At 32.6% G+C, this 24,940-nt stretch carries 23 protein-coding genes; 12 read left to right on the forward strand and 11 right to left on the reverse strand.

The window, feature by feature from the left end:
• Positions 1 to 42: 42 nt before the first annotated feature.
• A complete protein-coding gene (hisC, locus tag KM029_RS06435) occupies positions 43 to 1,104 on the reverse strand; it encodes a histidinol-phosphate transaminase (RefSeq protein WP_144072484.1) in 1,062 nt (353 codons plus the stop codon).
• A 26-nt stretch (positions 1,105 to 1,130) separates the two neighbouring features.
• The gene (locus tag KM029_RS06440) at positions 1,131 to 2,114 is read right to left on the reverse strand and encodes a Kelch repeat-containing protein (RefSeq protein WP_144072485.1); all 984 of its coding nucleotides are present in this window, start codon (positions 2,112 to 2,114) and stop codon (positions 1,131 to 1,133) included.
• Positions 2,115 to 2,288: 174 nt separating this feature from the next.
• Between KM029_RS06440 and KM029_RS06445 the strand changes: the two genes are divergently transcribed.
• The gene (locus tag KM029_RS06445; RefSeq protein WP_144072486.1) at positions 2,289 to 3,071 is read left to right on the forward strand and encodes a TIGR01458 family HAD-type hydrolase; all 783 of its coding nucleotides are present in this window, start codon (positions 2,289 to 2,291) and stop codon (positions 3,069 to 3,071) included.
• On the opposite strand, the gene KM029_RS06450 is transcribed toward KM029_RS06445, so the two are convergent.
• Positions 3,057 to 3,533: a SixA phosphatase family protein gene (locus tag KM029_RS06450; RefSeq protein WP_144072487.1), complete on the reverse strand. Its 477-nt coding sequence runs from the start codon at positions 3,531 to 3,533 to the stop codon at positions 3,057 to 3,059. The genes KM029_RS06445 and KM029_RS06450 overlap by 15 nt on opposite strands.
• A 248-nt stretch (positions 3,534 to 3,781) precedes the next feature.
• Here KM029_RS06450 and KM029_RS06455 point away from each other — a divergent pair, with 248 nt between their 5' ends.
• From KM029_RS06455 to KM029_RS06485, 7 genes are all read left to right on the forward strand, one after another.
• Complete coding sequence (locus KM029_RS06455; protein ID WP_144072488.1) at positions 3,782 to 4,027, forward strand: hypothetical protein; 246 nt, start codon at positions 3,782 to 3,784, stop codon at positions 4,025 to 4,027.
• Positions 4,028 to 4,046: 19 nt separating this feature from the next.
• Complete coding sequence (locus KM029_RS06460; protein WP_144072489.1) at positions 4,047 to 5,918, forward strand: alpha-amylase family glycosyl hydrolase; 1,872 nt, start codon at positions 4,047 to 4,049, stop codon at positions 5,916 to 5,918.
• A 170-nt stretch (positions 5,919 to 6,088) separates the two neighbouring features.
• On the forward strand, positions 6,089 to 6,676 hold the full coding sequence (gene hisH / locus KM029_RS06465) for an imidazole glycerol phosphate synthase subunit HisH (protein ID WP_144072490.1): 588 nt from the start codon (positions 6,089 to 6,091) through the stop codon (positions 6,674 to 6,676).
• 1 nt (position 6,677) lies between these two features.
• Entirely contained in the window at positions 6,678 to 7,412 is a 735-nt protein-coding gene (gene hisA / locus KM029_RS06470) for a 1-(5-phosphoribosyl)-5-[(5-phosphoribosylamino)methylideneamino]imidazole-4-carboxamide isomerase (protein WP_144072491.1), read from the forward strand.
• A gap of 15 nt (positions 7,413 to 7,427) precedes the next feature.
• Positions 7,428 to 8,219, forward strand: coding sequence for a peptidoglycan editing factor PgeF (gene pgeF / locus KM029_RS06475; RefSeq protein WP_184679422.1), 792 nt, complete (start codon positions 7,428 to 7,430; stop codon positions 8,217 to 8,219).
• Between the two features lie 133 nt (positions 8,220 to 8,352).
• Positions 8,353 to 8,877, forward strand: a complete 525-nt coding sequence (locus tag KM029_RS06480; RefSeq protein ID WP_144072493.1) for a hypothetical protein — start codon at positions 8,353 to 8,355, stop codon at positions 8,875 to 8,877.
• Between the two features lie 110 nt (positions 8,878 to 8,987).
• A complete protein-coding gene (locus KM029_RS06485) occupies positions 8,988 to 9,629 on the forward strand; it encodes a hypothetical protein (protein ID WP_144072494.1) in 642 nt (213 codons plus the stop codon).
• Between the two features lie 60 nt (positions 9,630 to 9,689).
• Here the strand turns inward: KM029_RS06485 and KM029_RS06490 are convergent, their stop codons facing one another.
• Positions 9,690 to 10,286, reverse strand: a complete 597-nt coding sequence (locus KM029_RS06490; protein WP_144072495.1) for an SRPBCC family protein — start codon at positions 10,284 to 10,286, stop codon at positions 9,690 to 9,692.
• A gap of 149 nt (positions 10,287 to 10,435) precedes the next feature.
• On the opposite strand from KM029_RS06490, the gene KM029_RS06495 reads away from it, so the two are divergent.
• The 3 genes from KM029_RS06495 (at position 10,436) to KM029_RS06505 (ending at position 14,755) form a co-directional block, all read left to right on the forward strand.
• Positions 10,436 to 12,346, forward strand: a complete 1,911-nt coding sequence (locus KM029_RS06495) for a BamA/TamA family outer membrane protein (RefSeq protein WP_144072496.1) — start codon at positions 10,436 to 10,438, stop codon at positions 12,344 to 12,346.
• 141 nt (positions 12,347 to 12,487) lie between these two features.
• The gene (locus tag KM029_RS06500) at positions 12,488 to 13,864 is read left to right on the forward strand and encodes an alpha/beta fold hydrolase (RefSeq protein WP_158630979.1); all 1,377 of its coding nucleotides are present in this window, start codon (positions 12,488 to 12,490) and stop codon (positions 13,862 to 13,864) included.
• A gap of 6 nt (positions 13,865 to 13,870) precedes the next feature.
• Positions 13,871 to 14,755, forward strand: a complete 885-nt coding sequence (locus KM029_RS06505; protein WP_144072497.1) for a polysaccharide deacetylase family protein — start codon at positions 13,871 to 13,873, stop codon at positions 14,753 to 14,755.
• A 45-nt stretch (positions 14,756 to 14,800) separates the two neighbouring features.
• Here the strand turns inward: KM029_RS06505 and KM029_RS06510 are convergent, their stop codons facing one another.
• From KM029_RS06510 to KM029_RS06525, 4 genes are all read right to left on the reverse strand, one after another.
• Positions 14,801 to 15,379, reverse strand: coding sequence for a precorrin-2 dehydrogenase/sirohydrochlorin ferrochelatase family protein (locus tag KM029_RS06510; protein WP_144072498.1), 579 nt, complete (start codon positions 15,377 to 15,379; stop codon positions 14,801 to 14,803).
• 163 nt (positions 15,380 to 15,542) lie between these two features.
• Positions 15,543 to 16,319: a uroporphyrinogen-III C-methyltransferase gene (gene cobA, locus KM029_RS06515; RefSeq protein WP_144072499.1), complete on the reverse strand. Its 777-nt coding sequence runs from the start codon at positions 16,317 to 16,319 to the stop codon at positions 15,543 to 15,545.
• Positions 16,320 to 16,356: 37 nt separating this feature from the next.
• Positions 16,357 to 18,474: a HEPN domain-containing protein gene (locus KM029_RS06520; RefSeq protein WP_144072500.1), complete on the reverse strand. Its 2,118-nt coding sequence runs from the start codon at positions 18,472 to 18,474 to the stop codon at positions 16,357 to 16,359.
• A gap of 194 nt (positions 18,475 to 18,668) precedes the next feature.
• Positions 18,669 to 20,945 (reverse strand): NADP-dependent malic enzyme, encoded by a 2,277-nt coding sequence (locus tag KM029_RS06525; protein WP_144072501.1) that lies wholly within the window; start codon positions 20,943 to 20,945, stop codon positions 18,669 to 18,671.
• Positions 20,946 to 21,120: 175 nt separating this feature from the next.
• Here KM029_RS06525 and KM029_RS06530 point away from each other — a divergent pair, with 175 nt between their 5' ends.
• Positions 21,121 to 21,663, forward strand: coding sequence for an NUDIX hydrolase (locus KM029_RS06530; protein WP_144072502.1), 543 nt, complete (start codon positions 21,121 to 21,123; stop codon positions 21,661 to 21,663).
• A 45-nt stretch (positions 21,664 to 21,708) separates the two neighbouring features.
• On the opposite strand, the gene KM029_RS06535 is transcribed toward KM029_RS06530, so the two are convergent.
• The 3 genes from KM029_RS06535 to KM029_RS06545 are packed head-to-tail and all read right to left on the reverse strand — an operon-like array spanning position 21,709 to position 24,858.
• Positions 21,709 to 22,563: a histidinol-phosphatase gene (locus tag KM029_RS06535; protein ID WP_144072503.1), complete on the reverse strand. Its 855-nt coding sequence runs from the start codon at positions 22,561 to 22,563 to the stop codon at positions 21,709 to 21,711.
• Between the two features lie 19 nt (positions 22,564 to 22,582).
• On the reverse strand, positions 22,583 to 23,488 hold the full coding sequence (locus KM029_RS06540) for a lysylphosphatidylglycerol synthase domain-containing protein (RefSeq protein WP_144072504.1): 906 nt from the start codon (positions 23,486 to 23,488) through the stop codon (positions 22,583 to 22,585).
• A complete protein-coding gene (locus KM029_RS06545) occupies positions 23,482 to 24,858 on the reverse strand; it encodes a YfcC family protein (RefSeq protein ID WP_144072505.1) in 1,377 nt (458 codons plus the stop codon). Before KM029_RS06545 ends, KM029_RS06540 begins: the two co-directional genes overlap by 7 nt.
• Between the last annotated feature and the right edge of the window lie 82 nt (positions 24,859 to 24,940).

The raw sequence follows: 24,940 nt of genomic DNA on the forward strand, positions 1-24,940 counted from the left end.
GAAATTTATAGTTTCAATGCATTTTTTTATGGTGAGAAGTAATTATAATTGTTTCATTTTCTCTAATAAAACATCATTCTCTTCTTTTGTTCCAATTGATATTCGTAATCCTTGTTCACATAAAAGAACCTTAGATCTATTCCTTATAATAATTCCTTGATCCACCAACGTTTGATAATTTGCATCTGCATTATCCACTTGAATCAAAATAAAATTAGCATCAGATGGAAATATATTTTTCACCAACGGCATTTCCTTAAATTCCTCTACTAATCTGTTTCTTTCTGATAACATTTTGGCAACCATATCCCTAACCTTATCTACATTATCTAATGCTTCTAAAGCTTTCTCTTGTGTTAATTGGTTAATATTATAGGGTGGTTTTATTACATTAAAAACACGTACAATTTCTGCATTTGCAAACATCATCCCTAAACGAAGACCTGCCATACCCCAAGCTTTTGAGAAAGTTTGCAATACAATCAAGTTAGGATATTTTTCTATTTTCTGAATAAAACTAGGTTGAGCCGAAAAGTCTATGTATGCTTCATCAACAACAACAATACCATTAAACTGCTCTATTAAAGCAATAATTCTATCTGTACTTACCGCGTTTCCTGTTGGGTTATTAGGCGAACAGACAAAGATAATTTTAGTGTTATTATCTACTGCAGCTAAAATACCATCAACATCTAAATCTAGATCTGTAGTTAATGCCACTTCTTTACAAGTTACATTATTTAACTCAGCACTTACTTTATACATTCCATATGTTGGAGGCAAAATAATTACGTTATCTTCTTTTGGTTCTACAAAAGCTCTATAAAGAAGATCAATTGGCTCGTCACTCCCATTACCTAGAAAAATATTTTTTGTAGGGATATCCTTTAATACCGAAATTTTCTGCTTCACTGCTCTTTGATAAGGATCAGGATACCTGTTATAAGGTTCTCCTAAAGCAGTCCCATAAGGGTTTTCGTTAGCATCTAAGAATATATTTGTAGTAGAAACATCCTCAAATTCATCCCTTGCAGAAGAATAAGGAGTCATTGTTTTAATGTGCTGACGCAAAAATGCTTGTATATCAATAGTAGAATTTTCCATAAATTCTTTTTTGAGTTCGTGTTAGATTATGAGATAATTTTAAAGATATCAAGTTTATAAACTGCAGAAGAAAAAACTTCTTTCCCCGAGTTATTGATCTTTATCCCCCCAAATATAATCAAATTATTATTTGAGATAGTAGCACCCATTCCTTTTAATGCTCCAATATTTGTTTGGAAACGCATCAGACTTCCTTTATGAGTATCATATACAAACACCTGTTCATTACTAAACAATATAATATGGTGTTTATAGGATGTTATTGCTGCATCAACAATTGGTTCTGGTAACTTTCCAACTTTTACCCATCTATCTACTTTTATATTATACATATAAATTTCGTCGATAGGTTTATCATTCTGGCCACCAAAAACATAGAGTTTATTATCTATAATCTGCCCTTGAGTAATCATCTGTTTAGGAAGATGAGCCATCTGTTTCCATTCTTTCTTTTTAGCATTAAAACGATACAAAGTATTTGAGTAAGTTTCATGGTCAACCATTCCTCCGTACAAATAAATGTAACCTTTGTATTCAGAAATTCCAGCTTTAAACAATGGTTGTGGATTAATACTAACATTATCTACTTTAGGAACTCTATTATTATATGCTACTTCCCTAACATTAATATCAATGGGCGACAACGGACTATTTAACTGTCCTTTTGTTCCGTTAAATAAGAACATCGACCCACTAGATATTGCACTATTAATATTTTTCTCTGCACTAATATGAACAGGTGTTACCTCATTCCAAGAGTTTGATTTTGTATTAAAAGAAAGAATATTGTCAAAACTCTCCCCCGTTCTGCTTTCACCACCAATAACAAAAGTTGTTTGTCCGTTACTGCAATACCCCATATAGGCACGAGAAGAAGGCATCGATGTAAGGCGACTAAACCTTAATGATGAATTCTCGAACTCACGAGAGAAATTTGCAGATGCACATGATTGCAAAACTGCAACAGCTAAAAATACAATTTTTCTTACACTTGAAGGTGACAGCTTCATACACTCTTTAGATGTTATTTAATTACAAAAGTAATACATCGGTAAGTAGTATCATTGTTTGGATTAACCGTTTGGTGTTATGTTTAGTTAAAATAAACATAAAAGATATTTAATATTATATAAACTATTAATTATCAACGATTTTAAATACTAATACGAAGAGAAATACAACCTATGAGATTCAATCAAATTAAAGGAATACTTTGCGACCTAGATGGTGTTTTATATAACGATTCTGTTGTTATTGATGGGGTAATAGATACAATCAAGACCTTAAAAGACCAAGGATATCAGTTTTTATTTGTTACAAATACATCAGGAATTACCTCCGAAGAACTTTATCATAAACTTATAACATTAGGTATACCTGTTGATGAAAATGAAATTCTAAGTCCACCTTTAGCAGCTTTAAATTACACAATAGAACAAGGTTATAAAGAAATTGAAGTTTTGGCTGGTAGCTCTATAAAGGCTCTATTTGAAGAGAAGTTTACTATTAATACAACTACGCCTGAAGCTATAATAATTAGTGATATTGGTAAGAATTGGGATTATCAATTAATGAACAATCTTTTCCTTAAAGTACTAAATGGAAGTAAGTTAATTGGTTTACATAAAGGTAAATTTTGGAAAGCTTCGGATGGATTAAGAATAGACATTGGTGCTTTTATTAAGGGATTAGAATTTGCAACAAGTACCGAAGCCATTTGTATTGGTAAACCTGATAAATCTTTTTACGAATCTGCCATAGAAAAAATCAATTTACCTGCTCATCAACTTCTTATGATTGGAGATGATATTATAGGTGACATACAAGGTGCTAAAGCTGCAAAACTTACCGCTATTCAAGTCAAAACTGGAAAATATAGAAAAGAATTAACAGATAATGCCGACATTAAGCCAGATCAATTAATAGAAGATTTTAATAGTCTACCCTCTTTATTAATAACGAGATAAAGACCTACCTGTCGCTTGTGATATCAATGCCCAAGAATCAAGATCAAAACTTATCACAAGGCATTGTGCAGGCGATAGGTTACCAGTATCTTCTCCAGTAATATATTCTGCTAAAAATGATATTGCAGGGTTATGCCCTACTAATGCGATAGTATCTGCCTCATCACTTCTTTGATTTATAAAATCTAACAATCTACCAACATTGGCCTCATAAAAAGAGGGTTCCACAAAAGTTGCTTCCTCTGGTACGTCTATTTGCTCTAAAATAAGTTTGGTAGTTTCTGTAGTTCTAACAGCATCAGAATAAAAAATTATTTCAGGAATATAATTCCCTTCATTTATCTTTTTTCCTAAATGTAATGCTTGTGAAAAACCTTCTTGTGTTAAATTTCTTTGCTTATCTTCTACACCAAAATAAGAACTCTCAGCTTCCGCGTGTCTAATTAATAATAATGTTTTCATTACCTAATATTTGTTTGCTTTGTTAATTTTATAAGTTTAGCTATTTAAATTGATTTTAACAATTTTGAAGTCTACAAAAATCAATAGAAACCATCTCAATCGGTTGTAATTTTTACTTGAAATTTTCTTTTAACAATTGTCTATTTGATAAATATTAAATCACTTTATTTTGCAATTTTAATTACCATTTTTTTTAGTTAATATAGTATATAATTATATAAATACACTGCATATATAACTACAAATTTATGAATGAAATAGAAGAAATTGTTTTAAATGCAATCAAAAAAGATAAAGATTACCTCAGTACTATTCGTAAGCAACTAAAAGATACTAACCCTTTTACCGTTGCTGTAAAAATGCAAGAAGAACTAAAAAATGTAGATCAACACCGCGAATTGTATGATACCATACTAGAAAAAGTTGACCTTTATAAGATAGCTACTTTATTAAGTCAAAAAAGACCTTATAACAAACAATCTGATTCAAAATAATCCCCTTAATTCATAAACAATGATCAAAAAATACGCCTCATTTTATATTCTATTATCCATCACTTTTGGTTTGTTTTTTACAAGCTGTTCTTCTCATGAAAAAAAAGAAAAAGAAAAGGTGGATAAACTATTAAAAATTTCATCCTCAACAGAGAAAATTGAAGACCACAAAATCATTATCTACCAGATGATGACCCGTTTATTTGGTAATACTACTACAACAAATAAACAATGGGGAACATTGAAAGAAAATGGTGTAGGTAAATTTGATGATATCAATGATAATGCACTTACTTCTATTAAAGATTTAGGAGCTACACATGTTTGGTATACTGGAGTTATTGAACATGCCGTTATTACAGATTATAGAAAATACGGTATTCCTCTAGATGATGCCGATGTTGTAAAAGGTAGAGCTGGTTCTCCATATGCCATAAAAGATTATTATGATGTTAACCCAGATTTAGCCAATGATGTAGATAACCGTGTTGAAGAGTTTGAAGCATTAATAAAAAGAACACACGATAACGGTTTAAAAGTAATTATTGATTTTGTACCAAACCATGTTGCTCGTAAATACCATTCTGATAAAGCCCCAAAAGGTGTTGAAGATTTAGGTAAATCGGACAATACTAAAGTAGGTTTTGCGCCAAATAATAATTTCTACTACATTCCAGGTAAACCATTTAAAGTTCCTAACGGATATGTTCCTCTAGGGGGAGATAAGTTTCCAACATCAGATGGAAAATTCAGAGAAATTCCAGCGAAAGTTTCGGGAAATGGAGCTGTTACAGATGCTCCTACAGTAAACGATTGGTTTGAAACTGTTCGATTAAATTATGGGGTTAATCATGTATCAGGAAATGGTGAAAAAGTTTTTGACGTAAATGGTGAAGTTCCTTCAACTTGGAAAAAAACATTAGCTATTCTTACCTATTGGACCAATAAAGGTGTAGATGGTTTTCGATGTGACATGTCTGAAATGGTTCCTGTAGAATATTGGGCTTGGATGATTCCTCAAATCAAAAAAATCAATCCTAATATTCGTTTTATCGCAGAAGTTTATAATCCTGACGAGTATAAAAACTACATTTTTACTGGTAAATTTGATTACCTATATGATAAAGTTGGTGTATACGATTCACTAAGAGCAGTAATGGAAGACAGACCTGGTTCATCATTATCTCATTTAACAAATGTATGGAAAGGTATGGATGGTTTCAATAACCATATGTTACGTTTCTTGGAAAATCATGATGAACAAAGAATTGCTTCTAGAGAATTTTCTAACAATCCTCTACCAGGTATTCCTGGTATGGCCGTTAGTGCTGCACTAGGTAGTGGTCCTGTCATGGTTTATTTTGGCCAAGAAGTTGGAGAACCTGCTAAAGGTGAATCTGGTTTTAGTGGTGATGATGGCAGATCTACAATTTTTGATTATTGGGGTATTCCAGAACATCAAAAATGGGTAAATAACCATAAATATGATGGAGGGCAACTCTCAGATACGCAACGTACATTAAGGAAACGATATAAGAGTTTATTAAATGCCGCAAAAAATAGTGAGGCTATCCGTAAAGGTGATCTAATTGATTTGCAACAATTTAATAGAACAAATGCAAATTATGACGTTGATAAAACCTATGCTTTCATTAGATACTCTGAAAATGAGAGAGTATTAGTAATTGCAAATTTTGAAAACAAGAAAGTACTCAGTGATGTCATTATACCGACAGAGGTTATTAATTTAATCAAAGCTTCTGAAGATTCAGATGTGAAAGCTAGAGATTTAATATCTGGCAAAACAATTAATCTGAATATGAAAAAAGCAGATCAGAACGGTACACCTATCGAGCTTGACGCTTATGACACTTACTATTTAGCCTTCTAGAATTTATCAAAATTCACAATTTGAGGGGGATATCTATGTAATTTAAGCATAGATATCCCCCTTTTGTATTAAATATTCTAATGTTTTTTTCATTCTATAGAAAGAATCTTAATTTTGAATTAAAATATAATTGCTGAAAAGCACAAACTACTTTTAAACTATTCTGTAAGATGAAAGTTGCCATAATAAAATACAATGCAGGAAACGTACAGTCGGTACGTTATGCTTTGCAACGCTTGGGAATTGATCCGATCTTGACAGACAATGCGGAGGAATTAATGAGTGCCGATAAGGTGATCTTTCCTGGTGTTGGTGAGGCAAAATCAGCAATGGATTACTTAAAAGAACGTAATCTTGATACGCTAATTAAAGATTTAAAACAACCTACTTTAGGAGTTTGTTTAGGATTACAGTTAATGTGTAATCATTCAGAAGAAAGAGATACAGATTGTCTAGGAATTTTTGATACTAAAGTCAAAAAGTTCGAAAGCAAAACTTTAAAAGTCCCTCATATGGGATGGAACAATATACATGATCTAAAAACACCTTTATATAAAGGCATTGAAGATCACGACTACGTTTACTATGTACATAGTTATTATGCAGAACTTTGTGAAAACACAATTGCAATAACAGATTATGTCAATCCATATAGTGCATCGTTACATAAAGATAATTTTTATGCAGCTCAATTTCACCCAGAAAAAAGTGGTGATATAGGTCAAAAAATTATTCAAAACTTTCTAACAAACATCTAACATGTCACACAAAATAGACATTATTCCAGCTATCGATTTAATTGATGGTAAACTTGTACGCCTATCTCAAGGTGATTACGCTCAAAAAACTGTATATGCAGAAGATCCTTTAGAAGTAGCAAAAAGCTTTGAAGATGCTGGTATTAAGCGTTTGCATTTGGTTGATTTAGATGGTGCTAAAGTAAAACATGTAGTCAATTATGGCGTGTTGGATAGAATTGTTTCTAACACTTCTTTAATTGTTGATTTTGGTGGAGGAATTCAATCAGATGAAGATTTAGAAAAGGTATTTGACCACGGTGCAGCAATGGTAACTTGTGGTAGCATTGCAGTAAAAGAACCAGAGAAATTTACTTCATGGATTGAAAAATTTGGAAGTGATAGAATGATACTTGCTGCGGATGCTAAAGATAAAATGATTGCTGTAAGTGGTTGGCAAGAGGATTCTAAATTACCTCTTTTTGATTACCTAAAAGATTATACTGCTAAAGGAATTACGAAAGTACTTTGTACTGATATTTCTAAAGACGGTATGATGCAAGGACCAAATACAGCACTTTATAAAGAAGTAATGGCTGAGTTTCCTAACATTGAACTTATTGCAAGTGGTGGTGTTAGTAAATTTGATGACCTCATTGCTCTTGAAGAAGCTTATATTCCTTCTGTAGTTGTAGGAAAAGCTATCTATGAAAATACAATTTCAATAGAGGATATATATTCTCATATGTCTAAATAATATAATAGTCACAAAATGAAGATACCTACTTTACAATTTCATCAATTAGAAAAATATAAAGATAAGGTTCATCATTTTGTGACTACTCGTTCTGGGGGGGTAAGTCAACCTCCTTTCGATTCATTAAATTTAGGAAATATCATTCACGATAAACCCGAAGATGTACTTCAAAATAGGGCTATCGTCAAAAACAATCTTGTTTGTGATCACCTCTTCATTGCTGATCAAAAACACACTAACAAGGTTTATTCTATCACTGAAAAGAATGTGGAAGCCTATAAAAAGCTACAAAACCCTTTTCCGAAATCTGATGGAATACTTACCGATGTTAAAAATATTGGCCTCTTAACGCTAGCAGCTGATTGCACCCCAATTCTTCTCTTTGATCCTATAAAAAATGTTATTGGAGCAGTTCATTCTGGATGGAAAGGCACTGCATTAAAGATTTTAACAAAGGCTATTCATCAGTTGGAGACAGATTTTAATTGTTCACCTAATACAATTATTATATCATTTGGCCCATTTATAAAAAAAGAAACGTATGAAATTGGTATGGATGTTATCAGTATTTTTAAAGATGCATACCCGACTGATTATAATACTATTATTTGTACACATACTAATCCTCAAAAAGCTTATTTAGACATTGAAGCAGCTCAATTAGCCCAATGCAAAGCCTGTGGCATTTTACCTGAAAACATTGAATTTATGCCTTTCAATACTTTTACAGATCATCGATTTTTTTCTGCAAGAGGAAATGGACCTGAACAGACGGGTAGGTTTGGAGGAGCAATAGTTTTAAAGTAAATAATAAAGATAATTCACTTATTTAATGCAATAAAAAAAATAACATTGCATACATTCTTAAATAATAATTCAGCGTTACATATTTTCAATATATTTACATATACAATTATTTTTTAACAGACTATAAACTATCATGTCTAATTTAAAACTTCTATTAACTGTTACTGTATTTGCCTTTTTCTTCACTTCTTGTACTGAAGATGCCGACCCTTCCAAAGATAGTCTCATTATTGGGACTTGGACTATGACACATTCGGAAGCTTCTAGTTTAACTACAACAAATTCTGAAGACTATAGTTCTTCTATTGAAAATGTTAGTACGTATGAAAACATTGACATAACAGCAGAATTTAAAGAGGATGGAACTTTAACTTCTAAAGGAACAGCTGATATTTCTACAGTAATGTATTTTGATGCTTCAGACAGTTTAGTATTTGGTTCACCTAACACTGCTATTTATCAGGTCGCAAAATGGTCTATAGATGGTACAGAGCTATTGTTAACTGAAACTGGAGAAAATACTCAAACACTTCCTTTCGAAATTGTTTCTTTAACTGACAATGAATTGATTATGACATCTCACATTACACAAGAAGTTTCTCAATCAGGGACTTCTCGTACAACTGAGATAACAGCTCGAGTTGAATACAAGAGATAAAATCATGAGTAGATATTTTCAGAACATCAACAAATTGTTAGTGTTCTGAAAATATTTACTAAATTCGCTTCAATTTATTTACGTAAGACTATTGAACTATACTTCAAACTATGAAAATCAACAAACTATTTTATGTGTTACTAGTACTATTAGTATCTAGCTTGTCTCTATCCGCTCAAGATATCATATCTCAAGCCTCTAAAAAGAATAATAGAATTCTTAAAAATGGATTTAGTTTAAAATTCAATTTTGGCTTCCCTACGTCTGATTATTTATCTACAAGCTATAAAGGAGAAGACCTCGGAGATGGTATCGAGTTAAATACTACACTAGGTTTTCAAATAGGAAACCAATGGTATGTTTACAGAGGTGGTAACTTTGGTATTGCAATTAATGCAAACTGGTTAGATATCAGTTATTCAACATCCAAAGATACAGATCCTACCTTATATATAGTAGACCTTGCTCTTGTTGAAATTGGTCCGCTTGTATCTTATTCTATAAACAATGAAATGGGATTTGATGCTTTCTATAATTTACGTCCAAATAATGTTTGGATTGGATCAGAAGATATTGAAGATGTTGAAGCAGCCTTTGGGATGTCTCATTCTGTGGGTGTAGGCTTTAGATACAAAGTACTTTACTTTGGTGTAGAATCAAATTTTGGAAAATTAACAATTCAAGATATTGAAATTGATGATTTGGAAGTCAGTACAAATCAAACAAAGTTAACTTTAGGATTTAAGTTCTAAACTTAATCTTTTAAGATAAAAAAGCTCCTACTATATAGTATTTCATAGTAGGAGCTTTTTTTAATTCTTTTTTTCTACTGCAGTCTTTAGCTCTACTAATGCAGATGCATACTGTTCGCTTACTCGCTCTTGATAATTAGAAATAAAGGCAATCATTCTTGTAGAAGGTTGAAACCCAAAATCTCCTTTTTCAATCCAAGTAACAACAGTCCCTTTTTCAGAGCCTTCAATAGTAAACTTTATATCTGAAACAAAATCCCCATCATTAGTAATCATCTGTAAATCAACTTCATCAAATGGGTTAGAGGAGGTTATTTGTATTTTTGCACTGGAACCATCATAACTCATCCAAGTGTGTGTGGCACCTTCTCCTTCTTCTGGTCCTGTGTATTGAGGTGATAATCTACTCCCCTCTTCTTCTAATTTAAATGCCCAATCATTCCATTTATGTAAATTATCTATATATCCAAAAACTTCTTTTTGAGGAGCATTTATATATACTTTCTGGTTTACTAAATAAGTTGATGGTAATAACATACCTATTCCAAAAAATAAAGCGATTACCGTTAGAACACCTAGAGAAAAATATCTAATCATTATAGACTGTTTAAACTGACCAAATTTTGCTTCTATTTTATCGAATAATAGATTCGACACTTAAGAATGACAATAAAAAACAAAGATAAAAATCATAATTTATTAAATTGCATTTCTATATATTCTAAAAAATTTAAATGATCTATAACCTTTACCGAAAATTAACCGGTATTTTTTTTCTTTTCCTGCTCTTATTAATCCAAAACCTAGTGCAGGCACAAGATCAAGATACGTTAACTCAAGAAGTTAAGGTTAAGGCATATGTACCTATCGTAATAGGAGATTCTGTATATAAATTTCAAAAAGATACTGTGCTTTACTTACCAAGTGATCTCTTTAACCATGATTCAACACTAATTTTAAAATCAGATTTCTTTTATAAAAACCTTCAGGATAAGCTACAGAAAAATAGAATCACTAAAGAAATTTCAAATTTATTACTTGTAAAAAACAGACCCCAAGTAAGTACAAGACAGGATAGTATAAATCTGTTATCTAATGGAATGTGCTTTGAAAATAAAATAGTTAGAAGCATTAAAATTGTAAGAATGCCACCCTTTGGATCTGATGTAAAGCACCCTTATCCTAAAGGAAAAGAAAACAAAGTGGAGAAGTATGCCAATGGAGTACATTCAAAAACAAAAGAAAAAGTAATCTCTAAAAATATAGTTTTTAATGTAGGTGATGTAATTAATAGTACAGATTTATCAGAAAGTGAGCGTCTTCTTCGTGCCTTAACTTTTATAAAAGACGCAGAAATTTATGCTTGTGATGTAGATGGCGTACAATTAGATATTTATATTTTCACTCAAGACCAATGGACTATTGGTGCTGATGGTAGGTTTAGCGGTACGAATGATTTTGAGTTGGGACTTTATGACAATAACTTTATAGGTACTGGTCAATATGTATACCTCGCTGCTGTAGTAAAAACTGATGAACCAGACCCCTATGGTTATGCATTTAAATATAAATTTCAGAATGTCTATGGAACTTTTGTCGACCTAGAAGTCAACATTAACAACAACTACTTACAGTCATTATGGAATTTAAAAATGTATAAAGACTTTGTAACATCAAGTACTAAATGGGCTGGAGAAGTTGACATCGAAAGTAACAGAACTACGTATGGTTATACAACTTCAGATTCAGCTTATTTAGATATAGATAGCACTGAAAGGTTTTGGGAAGAATTAGAATACTCATATGTAAGTAGTTGGGTAGGTAGGTCTATTCAACTTAATGAGGAAAAGAATAGAAATATTACTTTTAGTGGTGGTGCAGCAAAGCTAAGTGTACTCAAAAGACCTGAACAAGTAAGCGCTGACACATTATACGCATACCAAGACAAAAATCAATACCTAGGTTCTGTTACACTTAACGAAAGAAATTATAGAAAATTAAGCTACTTACAAGGTTTTGGACGTACAGAGGATGTCCCAAATGGATGGCTGTTTTCCGTGACATCAGGAGTTGAAATAAATGAATATCTTGGTACACGCCCCTATTTAGGTTTTAATACTGAAGTAGGGCAATTTACCCCTTGGGGCTTCTTTAGATTACAAGGAGAATTTGGGTCTTTTATAGTTGATAAATACAAACAAGAAACCTTACATATACAGTTTAATTACTTTTCAAATCTTGTGGCAATACACGATAATTTCTTACGATTCTTTTTAGATATAGATTTATTATCCGGAACTGATAGAGTACCTGGTGATTATTTATTTTTTGATCAAAATGACATCTATACTGATTTTCAAATACGACGAAATTCTAAAAAAGGGACCCAAAGATTAAGGGTAAAGCAAGAGAACGTATGGTTTACAAAGTGGTTCTTTTATGGATTTAAATTTGCTGTATTCCAAAATTTTCAATTTGGTATGTTAAATGATAAAGAAGGTGTTTCTATTTCTTCAAATGATTTTTTCTCATCAATTGGTGCAGGAATTAGAACTAGAAATGAAAACTTAGTCTTCAATACCTTTGCTTTAGAATTACAATATTACCCGAATGCTAATTTTAATAATTCAGCTTTTGAAATTTCTTTATCAACAGAAATCGATCTTCCATTGCAAGATTTCAAACCTTTGAAACCTCAAGTCATCCCATTTCATTAAAGAATATTTTAAATAGATGAGTAAATATTCACAGTATAATATTAACTTGTTTCTAGAATAATTATTAATATCAGAACCCATCTTTGGGAAATAATTTTAAATTAACCGAAAATTCATTTCAATCTAAATTCTCTCCAGTTTATGGCAATTGATCTATTTGAAAAATATACAGACAACATTTCTCAGTTTATGGAAATTGATGGAATGAAAGTTCATTATAAAGTAGAAGGAGAAGGTTTTCCAATTGTTTTACTTCACGGAACTTTCGCTTCTTTACAGACTTGGGATAGATGGACAGAAACACTGAAGAAAAAATATAAAGTAGTACGCCTAGATTTACCAGGATTTGCTTTAACAGGACCAAGACCTGATAAAAGTTATTCTGTAGAAATTTACTTGGATTTTTTAGATCGCTTTTTAAAACGTCTTGAAATAAATAAATTCTACTTAGCAGGATCGTCTCTAGGTGGGTGGATAGCATGGGAATATGCTTACAGATTTAAAGAAAAAGTAAGAAGGTTAATCTTATTAGATGCTGCTGGTTTTAACGATAAACAATCAATTCCTTTACTCTATAAGTTAGTACAAAATCCAATAATAAAAGAGTTTAAACTTTTTCATGGCTTTGCAGAATATGTAAAAGCACCTAAAACATTTATTGAGTTTTTCTTAAAGAATGCCTATGGCGATGCTAATAGATTAGAACCTACAACAACTACGCGTTATCATGAACTATTTGCCAGAAAAGGAAATAGAGAAGCTTTTTTAAACCTTGCAAATAGTGGCGTTACAGACAACTCTTCTAGTTTAAAAGATTTAGACACCCCAACATTAATTATTTGGGGCGAGAAAGACCATTGGATTCCTTTAGCAAATGCATATAAATTTCAATTCAGTCTACCGAATTCAGAATTAATTATTTATGAAGGAGTTGGACATATTGCAATGGAAGAAATTCCTGATAAATCAGTAAAAGACACGATTAAATTTTTAGAAAACAAAGCATTTGATAGTGGAACAAAAGTAAAAACAACTACACTCTGTGATAAATTCCCAGACAGTATAAGAGTTGGAAATATCGGTCTAAAATCTGTTACTGAAAAAGATTCTTTTCATGGAAGTGTTCTTTGCATTAAAACAAATAACAGGAAAGTTATTTTTGATAGAATTGAAGAAGAAAACGGAAAAGGTAAAGTACTTGTTATAGAGTGGATAGCTGAATCTGAAGATGCTGTTATTGATGACGAACTTGTATTTGCACTTATGCACCAAGAATGGGAAGGAATAGTAACAAACGGAAATTACAGGAACACAGAAGAAATTTGTAAACTTAGAACTGGAATTATGGCCAATAAGGCATATCCCAAAAAAGCTCCAGCACCAAGTGATGATAGTTTAATAGAAATACATTATCACGCATTAGTTGCAGGAATAGAGTTTGTAGACGGTCATTTTGTTTATGTTGATAAAGATGGTTTAGTTAGCAGTAAAAAGAATCTTATCGATTGGGAAAAATAAATAATAATGAAATTAATAATCTCCTTTTTATTCCTATTCACTTTGCCTATAATGGTTAAAGCTCAATCTGCTTCTATTTACGAAAATAGACAGTTTACTTATCCTAATGGAAAAAAGAAAGCAGTTATTTTAAGTTATGACGATGGGTTAAAGCAGGATATTCGCCTGATCAAATTGCTTAATAAATACCACATCAAAGGTACTTTCAATTTAAATTCTGGATTAATGGGTAAAACTGCTCCTTGGTTAAAGGATTTAATTGGACAAGAAGGAGAATATTTAACATCATCAGAAATTAAAAAAACATATCGTTTCCACGAAGTTGCAGTTCACACAGCTCATCACCCTGCCTTGAATTCAATTAATAAAGAAACTGAAATTATAAATGAGGTAGTTAGTGACGCAGATTATTTGACTGACTTAGTTGGGTATAAAGTTAAAAGTATGGCCTACCCCTTTGGGGCATATAATGATTTTGTGATAAGTACAATAGCCACTACACAAATAACAAATGCTAGAACAGTAATAAGCACAAAATCTTTTGATTTACCCGATAGCTTACTTGCTTGGCACCCTACATCTCATCATTTTGATGCTCTTCCATCAATAAAGGAGTATGTCTCTTTATTTCCTTCTGTACCTACAGTTTACGTACTTTGGGGACATAGTTGGGAGTTTGATCAAGGTAAACCTGATAACAATTGGGAAATGATGAAAGAAATTTGTCAGGAGATTGGTGGTAAAGAGGATATATGGTATGTAGGAGCAGCTGAATTTGTAGATTACCTTTTAGCTATTCAGAATATCACTATAGAAGATAATGTAATTAAAAATAATAGCCCTATTCCAATTTGGGTTATCATAGAAGGGGAATCAGTAAAAATAAAATAAAAAAAAGCTGTATCGAAATTCAATTTTTGATACAGCTTTTTTTAGTTATTCTTTTTTATCAAACACTTGTTGAGTGATATCATTTAATTGTTTTACTTTATCAGCAAAATCCCCTTTTAAACTATCTCTAATTCCTTTTAAATTATCTAATAGTTGTTGAGTTTCACTTGGTAATGCATCTTCTAAAAACTCTCTCATTCTTTTTGCTAAAGTTGGAGATTTACCGTTTGTAGAAATCCCAATTTTTAAATCACCTTTAGATACAACCGAACCTAGATAAAAGTCACATAAAGGTGGAGTATCGGCTACATTTACTAGCATCTTACGTTTATTGCACTCTTTCTGAATCTCCACATGAAGTTCATAACTATCAGTTGCACATAACACGATATGATGACTTTCTAAATCTGACATTTCAAACGGTCTCTCTACAAGAGTAACTGCAGAAAAATCTTTTGCTAGATCAAGTAGCTCTTCTCCAAATGTAGTAGAAACAACTGTTACTACAGCATTAGGACTATTTTTTAATATTGCAGCTAATTTTTCATGTCCTACATTTCCTCCACCAACAATTAAAGTAGAGATTTCAGACATCTTAATAAATATTGGAAACATTTCGTTCATAGCTGCAAGATAATGGATTTTTAAAACGGAAAAAATAAGTCATCAGTGGTACGTAACGAAAACTGTTGAACCACTAACCGATTGTCTGCTTTTGATAAAACTTCAATAAACACACAAACGCCACGTATCCACTGATAACTTGATATATTTTTCTAAGACCTACTTAGACTGTTACTGTAGCATTAGCAACTACTTCTGATAATACTTTTGGATATTGTGCATGATGTTTAACAACTTCACCTACCACAATTACAGCAGGAGAACCTAAACCTTTTTCACGCATTATATCAGCAATAGTATGAACATTTCCCAATCCAATACGCTCATGAGGAGTAGAAGCGTGTTGAATAATAGCAACAGGAGTATCTTCTTTTCCAGCTGCTGTAAAACTATCCATAATTTGATCAATCTTCTTTGTTCCCATTAAAATAATAACAGTAGCAGAAGATTGTGCTGCCAAAGCAATATCTTTAGACACCTCGCCTTCTTTTGTTGTTCCCGTAATCACCCAAAAACTTTGGCTGTCACCCCTACGTGTTACCGGAATTCCTTGTAAAGCAGGTGCTGCAACAGAACTACTAATACCAGGTACTAAATTAACTCTAATCCCATGTTCTTGTGCATAAACCATTTCTTCATGGCCTCTACCAAAAACAAAGGGATCTCCACCTTTTAAACGCACAACGTGACCTCCACCAAATGCATTAGAAACAATCAAACGATTGATCTCTTCTTGTTTAAAAGAGTGTTGTCCTACCCTTTTACCCACGTAGATTTTCTTTGCTTGAGGTGCATACTCTAACAATTCCTCACATACAAGGGCATCATATAAAACAACATCAGCTCTACGTAAAGCCTTAATGCCTTTCATTGTGATTAAATCGGGATCGCCGATTCCAGCCCCTACAAGGGTTAATTCTGGTTGTATTGTCTTTGTCATGAGATCGATGCGTTTAAAGTTTGTTAGTTATGTTAATTTAAGCCTCAGTAGCAGCAAGATCTTGCTTTCTCAACTCACTTACGTCGTTTAAGAAAACTTTTGCTTCTGATAAATACAATGCTGCAAACTCTTCAGAAGGTTCATTTTTGTTGATTCTTAATACATGATCAACAAAAGACCCTTCAGCAAAGTTGAAGCGTTCGTCGTAATGCTCAGCAAAACGATTAATAACTGTAGCTTGGCTATTTAATTTTACTTTTTTATCAAGTAATAATGCTTTCGCTGCACTTACATAACCTGCGTAAGCATGATAAATTGCATCTGCAAAAAGACCTTTTTTAAATGCCTCTTCAGACCAACCTACTTTCTCTTCAGCTTCAAAGATTAAAGTTTGTACTAAGTCAATAATTACACCAGCACATTCACCTACGGCTTTATGTAGTTGGAATTTATCGTCTTGAGTATACCAATCTAAATAATCTGAAGGCTCTAAGTTATCTAACTTATGTAAAGGTTTTAATAACTCGTAGAAGTAATCTTTACCTTGGCGTTTGTAGTAATCTACATAGTACTCTCCCTCTGTAGAATTCTGATCGTAATCATCTACAACAGAACGGAAAGCATCTTCAATACGCTTACTAGGTATTTTTATCACCTTGTCTGCAATATGAGGATTACCATTACCATCAAAACCACCACCTAATAAGATTTGTGCTGCTGGTAATTGCATTTTGTTCTCTTTGTTACGTAAAGAACTACCATGAATACCAAACTGAGCAATAGTATGCTGTCCACAAGCGTTAGGACAACCACTAATTTTTATTTTAAAAGTATCATCCGTTATTAAATCAGGATATTCTACTTTAATTAAATCTTCTAATACACGTGCAATACCAGTACTACTAGAGATACCTAATACACAAGTATCTGTACCAGGACAAGCAGTAATATCTGTTGTTGTATCGTAACCTGGTTCTGCAAATCCAATAGCATCAAGCTCATTAAATAATGCAGGAAGATCATCTTTGCTTATGAATTTTAACAATAGACCTTGACGGATTGTTAAACGGATATCATCTGCAGTATACTTCTCTACAATCTTGATTAACTTTCTAGCTGTAGCAGTATCAAAATTACCTAATTGTAAACGTACTAATACACCGAAGAAACCTTCTTGTTTTTGTTCAAATACATTGGCATTTAACCATGTATCATATTTCTTTTGATCAAGAATTTCTACTTCAACAGCAGCATGTTCTTTTGGTAAAACAACAGAGTCTACTTTAGATCTATCTACCCAAATTTCTTGATTTTTAAGAGCTAATCTTTCTTCTTCTGCAAGACGTAATAATTCTTCCTTACCAATATCTTGTAGTAAGAACTTCATTCTTGCCTTCATTCTACGGTTACGCTCGCCATGACGATCGAAAACACGTACTAATGCTTCTGTGAAAGGGATTAATTTTTCTTCTTCTAAGAATTCATAAGCTGTTTCAGCCATGTAAGGTTGTGCACCTAAACCACCACCAATTAATACTTTAAATCCTCTTACTTCTTTTCCATCTACAGTTTTCACAACTGGAATAGCTCCTACGTCATGTATAAATGCAAATGCAGTATCAGACTCAGAAGATGAAAAAGCAATTTTGAACTTACGGCCCATTTCCTGACAGATAGGATTACGCAAGAAGTACTCAAATGCAGCATGTGCATAAGGAGTAACATCAAAAGGTTCGTTTGGATCGATACCTGCTTTCTCCGATGCTGTGATATTACGTACAGTATTACCACATGCTTCTCTCAAAGTCACTTCATCTTTCTCTAACTCAGACCATAATGCTGGTGAGTCGTCAAGACTTACATAGTGAATTTGGATATCTTGTCTAGTTGTGATGTGTAGCTTACCATTTGAATATTGGTCAGATACTTCACAAATTCTGTTTAATTGTCTTGTTGTTAGTTTACCATAAGGGATCTTGATTCTGATCATTTGTACTCCCGCTTGACGTTGGCCGTAAACACCACGTGCTAAACGAAGACTACGAAATTTATCGTCATCAATGTTTCCTTCATGAAATAATCTAATCTTCTTTTCTAAATCTAGTATGTCTTGTTCGACAATTTCGTTTTCTAGTTCAGTTCTAAAACTCCTCATAGTGCGTGACAGTGTTATGATTACATTTAATACCTTATTCTCTATCGAATTAGTAGAGTAATAATCAAAATAAAAAGACCATTACGAAATAGCCTTGTGCAATTTTAAACATTTAATAAATGATTTAAAAGAAAAAGGGGTATTTTTTAAAAATACCCCTTGAAAAAGTTTATATTTTTACAATTATCTCATTATTAGAGCTGTTGAGCATCTAAATTTGCGATAGTAATCATATCTACAATTTGTTGCACATTAGCACCCATTTGCAAAATATGAGCTGGTTTATTCATTCCCATAACAATTGGTCCTACTGTATTTGTACCTGCTACTTCTTCCAATAATTTTAAAGCAATATTGGCAGATGAAAGGTTAGGGAAAATCAAAACATTGGCAGCTGCCTCTGCTAAATCTGAGAATGGGAAGGTCTCTTTTGTTACCTGTGGGTTTAAAGCAAAGTTTGCTTGGATATCACCATCAACAGGTAAATTAGGATTACGTTCCTTTAAAATTTCTCTTGCTTGTCTCATCTTAGTGGCATCTTTACCTTTCTTAGATGATCCAAAATTAGAATAACTCAATAAAGCTACTCTTGGATCGAGCTTAAAGAATTCTTTTACTCTGATAGCAACAGCTTCTGTGATATCTACAATTTCATCAACCGTTGGGTCTTCAATCATTGTTGTATCTGCCAAGAATAATGGTCCTTTATCTGTAAGTACCATATACATAGTGGCCACAGGCTGATCTTGTTCTGTACCAATTACTCTTAACGCAGGTGCTAAAGAAGAAATATAATTTCTACCTAAACCAGCAATCATTGCGTCTGCATCGCCTAGCTCTACCATCATAGCGGCAAAATAACTACGCTTAGACATTAATTCTTGAGCTTCATATAAAGTAGCTCCCATTCTCTGACGCTTAGAATAATAATGTTTTCCATAACGTTCACGTGCTTCTGTTGTTTCTTCAACACGTGGGTTTATGATTTGAACATTTGCCAATTCATCTAACTCTAAAGCTTCAATCATTGCACGAATTCTTGATCTACGTCCCAATAAAATTGGTTCGATGATTCCATCATCCATAGCAATACGAGCAGCACGTAAAATATGTGGGTTATCTGCTTCTGCAAAAACTACTCTTTTACGTTCTGAACTTGCTTTAACTGAAAGGCGACGCATGATATCGTTACCAGAACCCATTCTTTTAATAAGTTCCTCTTTGTACGCTTCCATGTCGTCTATTACTGCTTTTGCAACACCTGTTTCCATAGCCGCCTTAGCAACTGCAGGTGCAACTGTTGTCAGTAATCTAGTATCAAGTGGTTTTGGAATAAAGTATTCACGACCAAATACTAAACGATCTACATTATATGCTTGAGTTACTGTTTCTGGAACTGGCTCTTTAGCAAGTTCTGCAATTGCTCGAACGCAAGCTAATTTCATAGGCTCGTTAATTTCTGTAGCGCGTACATCTAAAGCACCTCTAAAAATATATGGAAAACCTAATACGTTATTTACTTGGTTAGGATGATCTGAACGGCCAGTTGCCATCATTACATCGTCACGTGTACTCATTGCTAAATCATAAGCAATTTCAGGAGTTGGATTAGCTAAAGCGAATACAATCGGATCTTTGGCCATTGTAAGTAACATTTCTGGTGTCATTACATTACCTCTTGATAAGCCAAGAAATACATCTGCTCCAACTAATGCTTCTTCTAAAGTATGTACATCTGTAGCTGTAGCTAAATCAAGTTTATTACCAGATAAACCTTCTCTATCTTTTCTAATTACACCTCTACTATCACAAACAATAGCATTATTACGTTCAACACCTAATTCAAAAAAGATATTGATACATGACACTGCTGATGCTCCTGCGCCAGAAACTACTACTTTTAAATCTTTTAGATCTTTTCCTATAATTTCTGCTGCATTAAGTAATGCTGCACCAGAAATTATAGCCGTACCGTGCTGGTCATCGTGCATTACCGGAATATTCATTTCCTTTTTTAATGTCTGCTCGATTTCAAAACAGTCTGGTGCTTTTATATCTTCTAAATTGATTCCTCCAAAAGTAGGCTCCATAGTTTTAACAGCCTCTATAAATTTCTTTGGGTCTTTTGCATCAATTTCAATATCGAAAACATCAATACCTGCAAAGATTTTAAAAAGTACTCCCTTACCTTCCATTACAGGTTTAGATGCTTCAGGACCTATATCTCCTAAACCCAATACAGCAGTACCGTTAGATATTACTCCTACTAGATTTCCTTTTGCAGTATATTTATACACATCCTCTTTGTTGTCTGCAATTTCCAAACATGGATCTGCAACTCCTGGAGAATACGCTAATGATAAATCTCTTTGTGTTTTTGTCTTTTTAGTTGGAACGACTTCTATTTTTCCTGGAATAGGTTTTTCATGATATTCCAAAGAATCCTTTTTGCGTATTACGTTTTCTGACATACTTGATTTATATTTTGTGTTAATACGGTTTCGATGTAAAATACTTAGTGTTTTAAATACTGTCAAAAGTAAGTTACTTTATATTCGTATAAAAGTATCTATTCTTATTAGAATGAAGTTTTTTCAAAATAAATTGAATATTTTTAGCTAAGTATATATTAAAAAAGTAAACGTTATGAATTTTTGCAGTAATTGTGGTAACAACAAACTAGAATATATTATTCCTGAGGGTGATCAAAAACATCGATTTGTATGTAATGAATGTGATACTATTCACTATCAAAACCCTAGAATTATTGCTGGTTGTTTACCTATTTATGATGGGAAAATTCTTTTAGGAAAAAGAGCTATAGAACCTAGGTATGGCTACTGGAATTTACCTGCAGGTTTTTTAGAAAATGGTGAAACTCCCAATGATGGCGCTTTGAGAGAATTGTATGAAGAGACTCATGCTAAAGGTGAAGCTAAACATTTACACACTGTATTTTCTCTTCCTAATTTCAATCAAGTGTATTTGATTTATTACGTAGCTTTATCTTCTGACGAATTTTCTAAGGTTACTTCTGAAAGTATTGATGTTGAACTTTTTGAAATTGAAGACATTCCTTGGGACTCAATCGCTTTTGAATCGACTACTTTTGCAATAAAAAAGTATATAGAAAACCCAACCAATACAACTGCCAATATAGGCCATTTGATAAAAGAAAAATTACATTGATTTCTTTTATCAAATAGTACCTACATTTATAAAAACTACTTTTAATTAAATAAAGAGTCCTCTTTCATCAAAATTAAAAGGTTGCCATTTGTTATCCCAAAGACTGTATAATTCTGTAAACCCAATTTCTTTTAAGATTTTGGCTGTTTCCGTAAATCCTTTTAAAATTTCACCTGTTGTATGTGCATCAGATTGAAGGGTAATTGGTATTTTCATTTCCTTCATTCTTTTTAAAACCCAAGGGCTTGGATATAAATCAGAATACCCTTTATAAAGGCCTCTTGTATTTACTTCTGCAATTACTTTTGATGCCTTAATTTCTTCTAAGTACTCCGTCATTAAGTCTTGATACCACTTATCGTTCTCATCAAATAACTTTTCTGTTGTATTATGCATTTTAATTTTATCTAAATGCCCTAATACATCAGGAGTATCGTTTTGAAGCATTTCAATATTTAAAGCAATGTAATCTTCTACTGCAGCTTTAATATCATCTTCAAAAATCTCTTTTAAGCCTTTTCTAAAAACCGTTTTTGTATTATCAATCTCCCAATATTCACCTTCATCATTCTGTTCTACAAAATGTACAGAACCTATAGAGTAGTCAATCTGAGGAAATGAATGCACACCACATTCTTCTGGAATATAATCTACTTCTAAACCTGCATATATCTGAATCCTCCCCTTGTACTTATCTTTTAAACGTTCAATTTCTTTAAGATAGTCCTTCAATTTTTCACGTTTTATATTCCAAGTTGTATCAAATGGAACAGGAGAATGGGACGAAAAACCATATGCCTTAATGCCTAATTCAATGGCAGCTTCTATGTATTGTTCTAATTGTGATTTTCCATCGCAAAAATGTGTATGCGTATGAAAAACAGTCCATGCAGGTTTCATGCTAATGCAGGTTTATTTGTTATAATCGCCAACGTATTGTTAGCCCAACTAAAGATGGCAGAAGAATATTTATCCCCCAAATAATTAGAGAAGACATTAGTGCAATATTAACATCTGCATTCAATAGTGTAAAGATATAGAGTGTTGAAAGTTCTCTTGCTCCTAAATCAAGTAAGCCCGATAGACTTGGAGCAAGCGTTTTAATCAGAAAAATACAAGGGACTACTAAGCATAAAGTCTGAAATGATAACTCTACATCTAGAGATAACATCACTAAAATAAATTGAAAAGAAAAGACAAAGTACCTTAATTGAGCTGCAATAAGTGTTTTAGTAATTATAGATAAGCTGTACTCAGTTATCATATCAAAATAATAAATAAATACTCTTTTGACTTTAGCAGACGATTTCAGGAAATAAAAAACACTTCCTATTAGGATTATCATCAATCCAAAAAAAAGGAATAAAGAACTCCATTTAATAGGATATACCCATTGAAAACCAATTAATAAAAAAACAGCAATTACGCCATAGATATAGGTAAATATTCCTTGTGTAAATTGAGAAAAAAAAAGTGCTCCTACTGATTTTTTTCGTTCTATATTTTGTGGAAGCACCCAATATCTACCAAGTGAATTACCAATAGCTCTACCACCTAAAAAAGCCGCACCTAAACCAGATAAAACGCCAATTCCCGCTTGTTTAAAATTAAGCTTCACTAAAGGTGATATCAATAATTGCCATCTATAAGATTCTAAAAGCCAATTAAAAGGCATTAATACACAAGCAAAAACTAATAATAAAGGTTGAGTAACTATTACTTTCTCCCAAGGTGTTTTCTCTATAAACTGATAAATAGCAAAACCACCTAATAAAATTGCCAGTATTTTTAAAAAGTAACCTATATAATTCTTTGATATTACCATAAACCACTATACATCGGTATTAGTAGTAAAATACCCGCAGCTACCATTAAAATCACTAGCAAAGGCCCCATCCATTTCACCCATGTCTCATAAGGAATTTTGGCAATTGACAAAACACCCATAGTTACACCACTTGTAGGAATTATAAGGTTTGTGAGTCCATCTCCAAATTGAAAAGCCAACACAGCTACTTGTCTTGATATTCCTAATAAATCACTTAATGGAGCCATTATAGGCATTGTTAATGCTGCTTGACCAGACCCGGAAGGTAAGAAAGTATTTAATGCACTTTGAAAAATAAACATTGCTTCTATTGATGCAACTTTTGGAAGTCCGCTAACCATACCTGCAATACCATGCAATACTGTATCTATAATTTTACCATCTGATGCTACAATCAAAATACCTTTACAAAAAGCAACAACCAAAGCAGCTGTCATCATTTCTTTTGCACCTTTTACAAATCCAGCACTCATTTTATCAACATGAATACCACATATAATACAAGATATTATTCCAATAGCAAAAAATAACCCTCCAATTTCAATCATATACCAATCGTATTTTGCAACACCAATAACAAGCATCACAATTCCAGAGGCAAACGTAAATAATACAAGAGACCTTCTTAAGGTAAAAGGAATAATATCAGCATCTGCTAAATCATTATTTTGTTCAATACTATCTGCCATTAAACTTTTTGAAGAATCATTGGCTATCTTCGACACATAACGCATTATATACACAACACCGATTGTAGTAAATACAACCCAAACAAAAATTCTATATTCCCATCCACTAAACAATGGAACTTCTGCAATTGCCTGTGCTATACCTATAGTAAACGGATTACTAATTGCCCCTGCAAAACCAATACCTGCACCTACAAAAGGAATTGCCACACCTACTATGGGGTCTAATTTCATTGCCTTAGACATTGGCAATGTTATCAGAATAAAAATTAAGACTTCTTCAGACATCCCAAATGTTGCTCCTGCAATTGAGAAAAATACGATGATGACCGGAATTATTATCTTTTTGTACAACGCATGTTTGTTACTCCACGCCACAAGTCTTTGTAAACCAGATTCAATAGCTCCCGTAGTTGTCATCATTCCGAATGCTCCTCCAACAATAAAAATAAAAGCAATTATTTCTGCAGCAGATATAAAACCTTTTAAAGGTGCTGTAAAAAATGATGTAATTCCTTGAGGGGAAGGTGTTACTTCTTGATAGCTTCCTGGCACTAATACATTACGTCCATTTACTAATTCACGACTGTACTCTCCTGCAGAGATAAGCCAAGTAAGACCAATAAATAATAGTAAGATCGCAGAAGCGATAACAAGTGTATCAGGAAGTTTTTTCATGTTGATTGATGTATTCTAAAAGACATTAACACAAACTTATTGAACACATCTATAACAAACTAAAAAAAATCACTTTTATTAT

Origin of the sequence: Flammeovirga kamogawensis, assembly GCF_018736065.1 — a bacterium.
Lineage (GTDB): Bacteria > Bacteroidota > Bacteroidia > Cytophagales > Flammeovirgaceae > Flammeovirga > Flammeovirga kamogawensis.

What these genes read in the sequence shown, in the direction of transcription:
- hisC (WP_144072484.1), bottom strand. Translation starts at nt 1,104, where the DNA reads ATGGAAAATTCTACTATTGATATACAAGCATTTTTGCGTCAGCACATT.
- KM029_RS06440 (WP_144072485.1), bottom strand. Translation starts at nt 2,114, where the DNA reads ATGAAGCTGTCACCTTCAAGTGTAAGAAAAATTGTATTTTTAGCTGTT.
- KM029_RS06445 (WP_144072486.1), top strand. Translation starts at nt 2,289, where the DNA reads ATGAGATTCAATCAAATTAAAGGAATACTTTGCGACCTAGATGGTGTT.
- KM029_RS06450 (WP_144072487.1), bottom strand. Translation starts at nt 3,533, where the DNA reads ATGAAAACATTATTATTAATTAGACACGCGGAAGCTGAGAGTTCTTAT.
- KM029_RS06455 (WP_144072488.1), top strand. Translation starts at nt 3,782, where the DNA reads ATGAATGAAATAGAAGAAATTGTTTTAAATGCAATCAAAAAAGATAAA.
- KM029_RS06460 (WP_144072489.1), top strand. Translation starts at nt 4,047, where the DNA reads ATGATCAAAAAATACGCCTCATTTTATATTCTATTATCCATCACTTTT.
- hisH (WP_144072490.1), top strand. Translation starts at nt 6,089, where the DNA reads ATGAAAGTTGCCATAATAAAATACAATGCAGGAAACGTACAGTCGGTA.
- hisA (WP_144072491.1), top strand. Translation starts at nt 6,678, where the DNA reads ATGTCACACAAAATAGACATTATTCCAGCTATCGATTTAATTGATGGT.
- pgeF (WP_184679422.1), top strand. Translation starts at nt 7,428, where the DNA reads ATGAAGATACCTACTTTACAATTTCATCAATTAGAAAAATATAAAGAT.
- KM029_RS06480 (WP_144072493.1), top strand. Translation starts at nt 8,353, where the DNA reads ATGTCTAATTTAAAACTTCTATTAACTGTTACTGTATTTGCCTTTTTC.
- KM029_RS06485 (WP_144072494.1), top strand. Translation starts at nt 8,988, where the DNA reads ATGAAAATCAACAAACTATTTTATGTGTTACTAGTACTATTAGTATCT.
- KM029_RS06500 (WP_158630979.1), top strand. Translation starts at nt 12,488, where the DNA reads ATGGCAATTGATCTATTTGAAAAATATACAGACAACATTTCTCAGTTT.
- KM029_RS06505 (WP_144072497.1), top strand. Translation starts at nt 13,871, where the DNA reads ATGAAATTAATAATCTCCTTTTTATTCCTATTCACTTTGCCTATAATG.
- KM029_RS06510 (WP_144072498.1), bottom strand. Translation starts at nt 15,379, where the DNA reads ATGAACGAAATGTTTCCAATATTTATTAAGATGTCTGAAATCTCTACT.
- cobA (WP_144072499.1), bottom strand. Translation starts at nt 16,319, where the DNA reads ATGACAAAGACAATACAACCAGAATTAACCCTTGTAGGGGCTGGAATC.
- KM029_RS06520 (WP_144072500.1), bottom strand. Translation starts at nt 18,474, where the DNA reads ATGAGGAGTTTTAGAACTGAACTAGAAAACGAAATTGTCGAACAAGAC.
- KM029_RS06525 (WP_144072501.1), bottom strand. Translation starts at nt 20,945, where the DNA reads ATGTCAGAAAACGTAATACGCAAAAAGGATTCTTTGGAATATCATGAA.
- KM029_RS06530 (WP_144072502.1), top strand. Translation starts at nt 21,121, where the DNA reads ATGAATTTTTGCAGTAATTGTGGTAACAACAAACTAGAATATATTATT.
- KM029_RS06535 (WP_144072503.1), bottom strand. Translation starts at nt 22,563, where the DNA reads ATGAAACCTGCATGGACTGTTTTTCATACGCATACACATTTTTGCGAT.
- KM029_RS06540 (WP_144072504.1), bottom strand. Translation starts at nt 23,488, where the DNA reads ATGGTAATATCAAAGAATTATATAGGTTACTTTTTAAAAATACTGGCA.
- KM029_RS06545 (WP_144072505.1), bottom strand. Translation starts at nt 24,858, where the DNA reads ATGAAAAAACTTCCTGATACACTTGTTATCGCTTCTGCGATCTTACTA.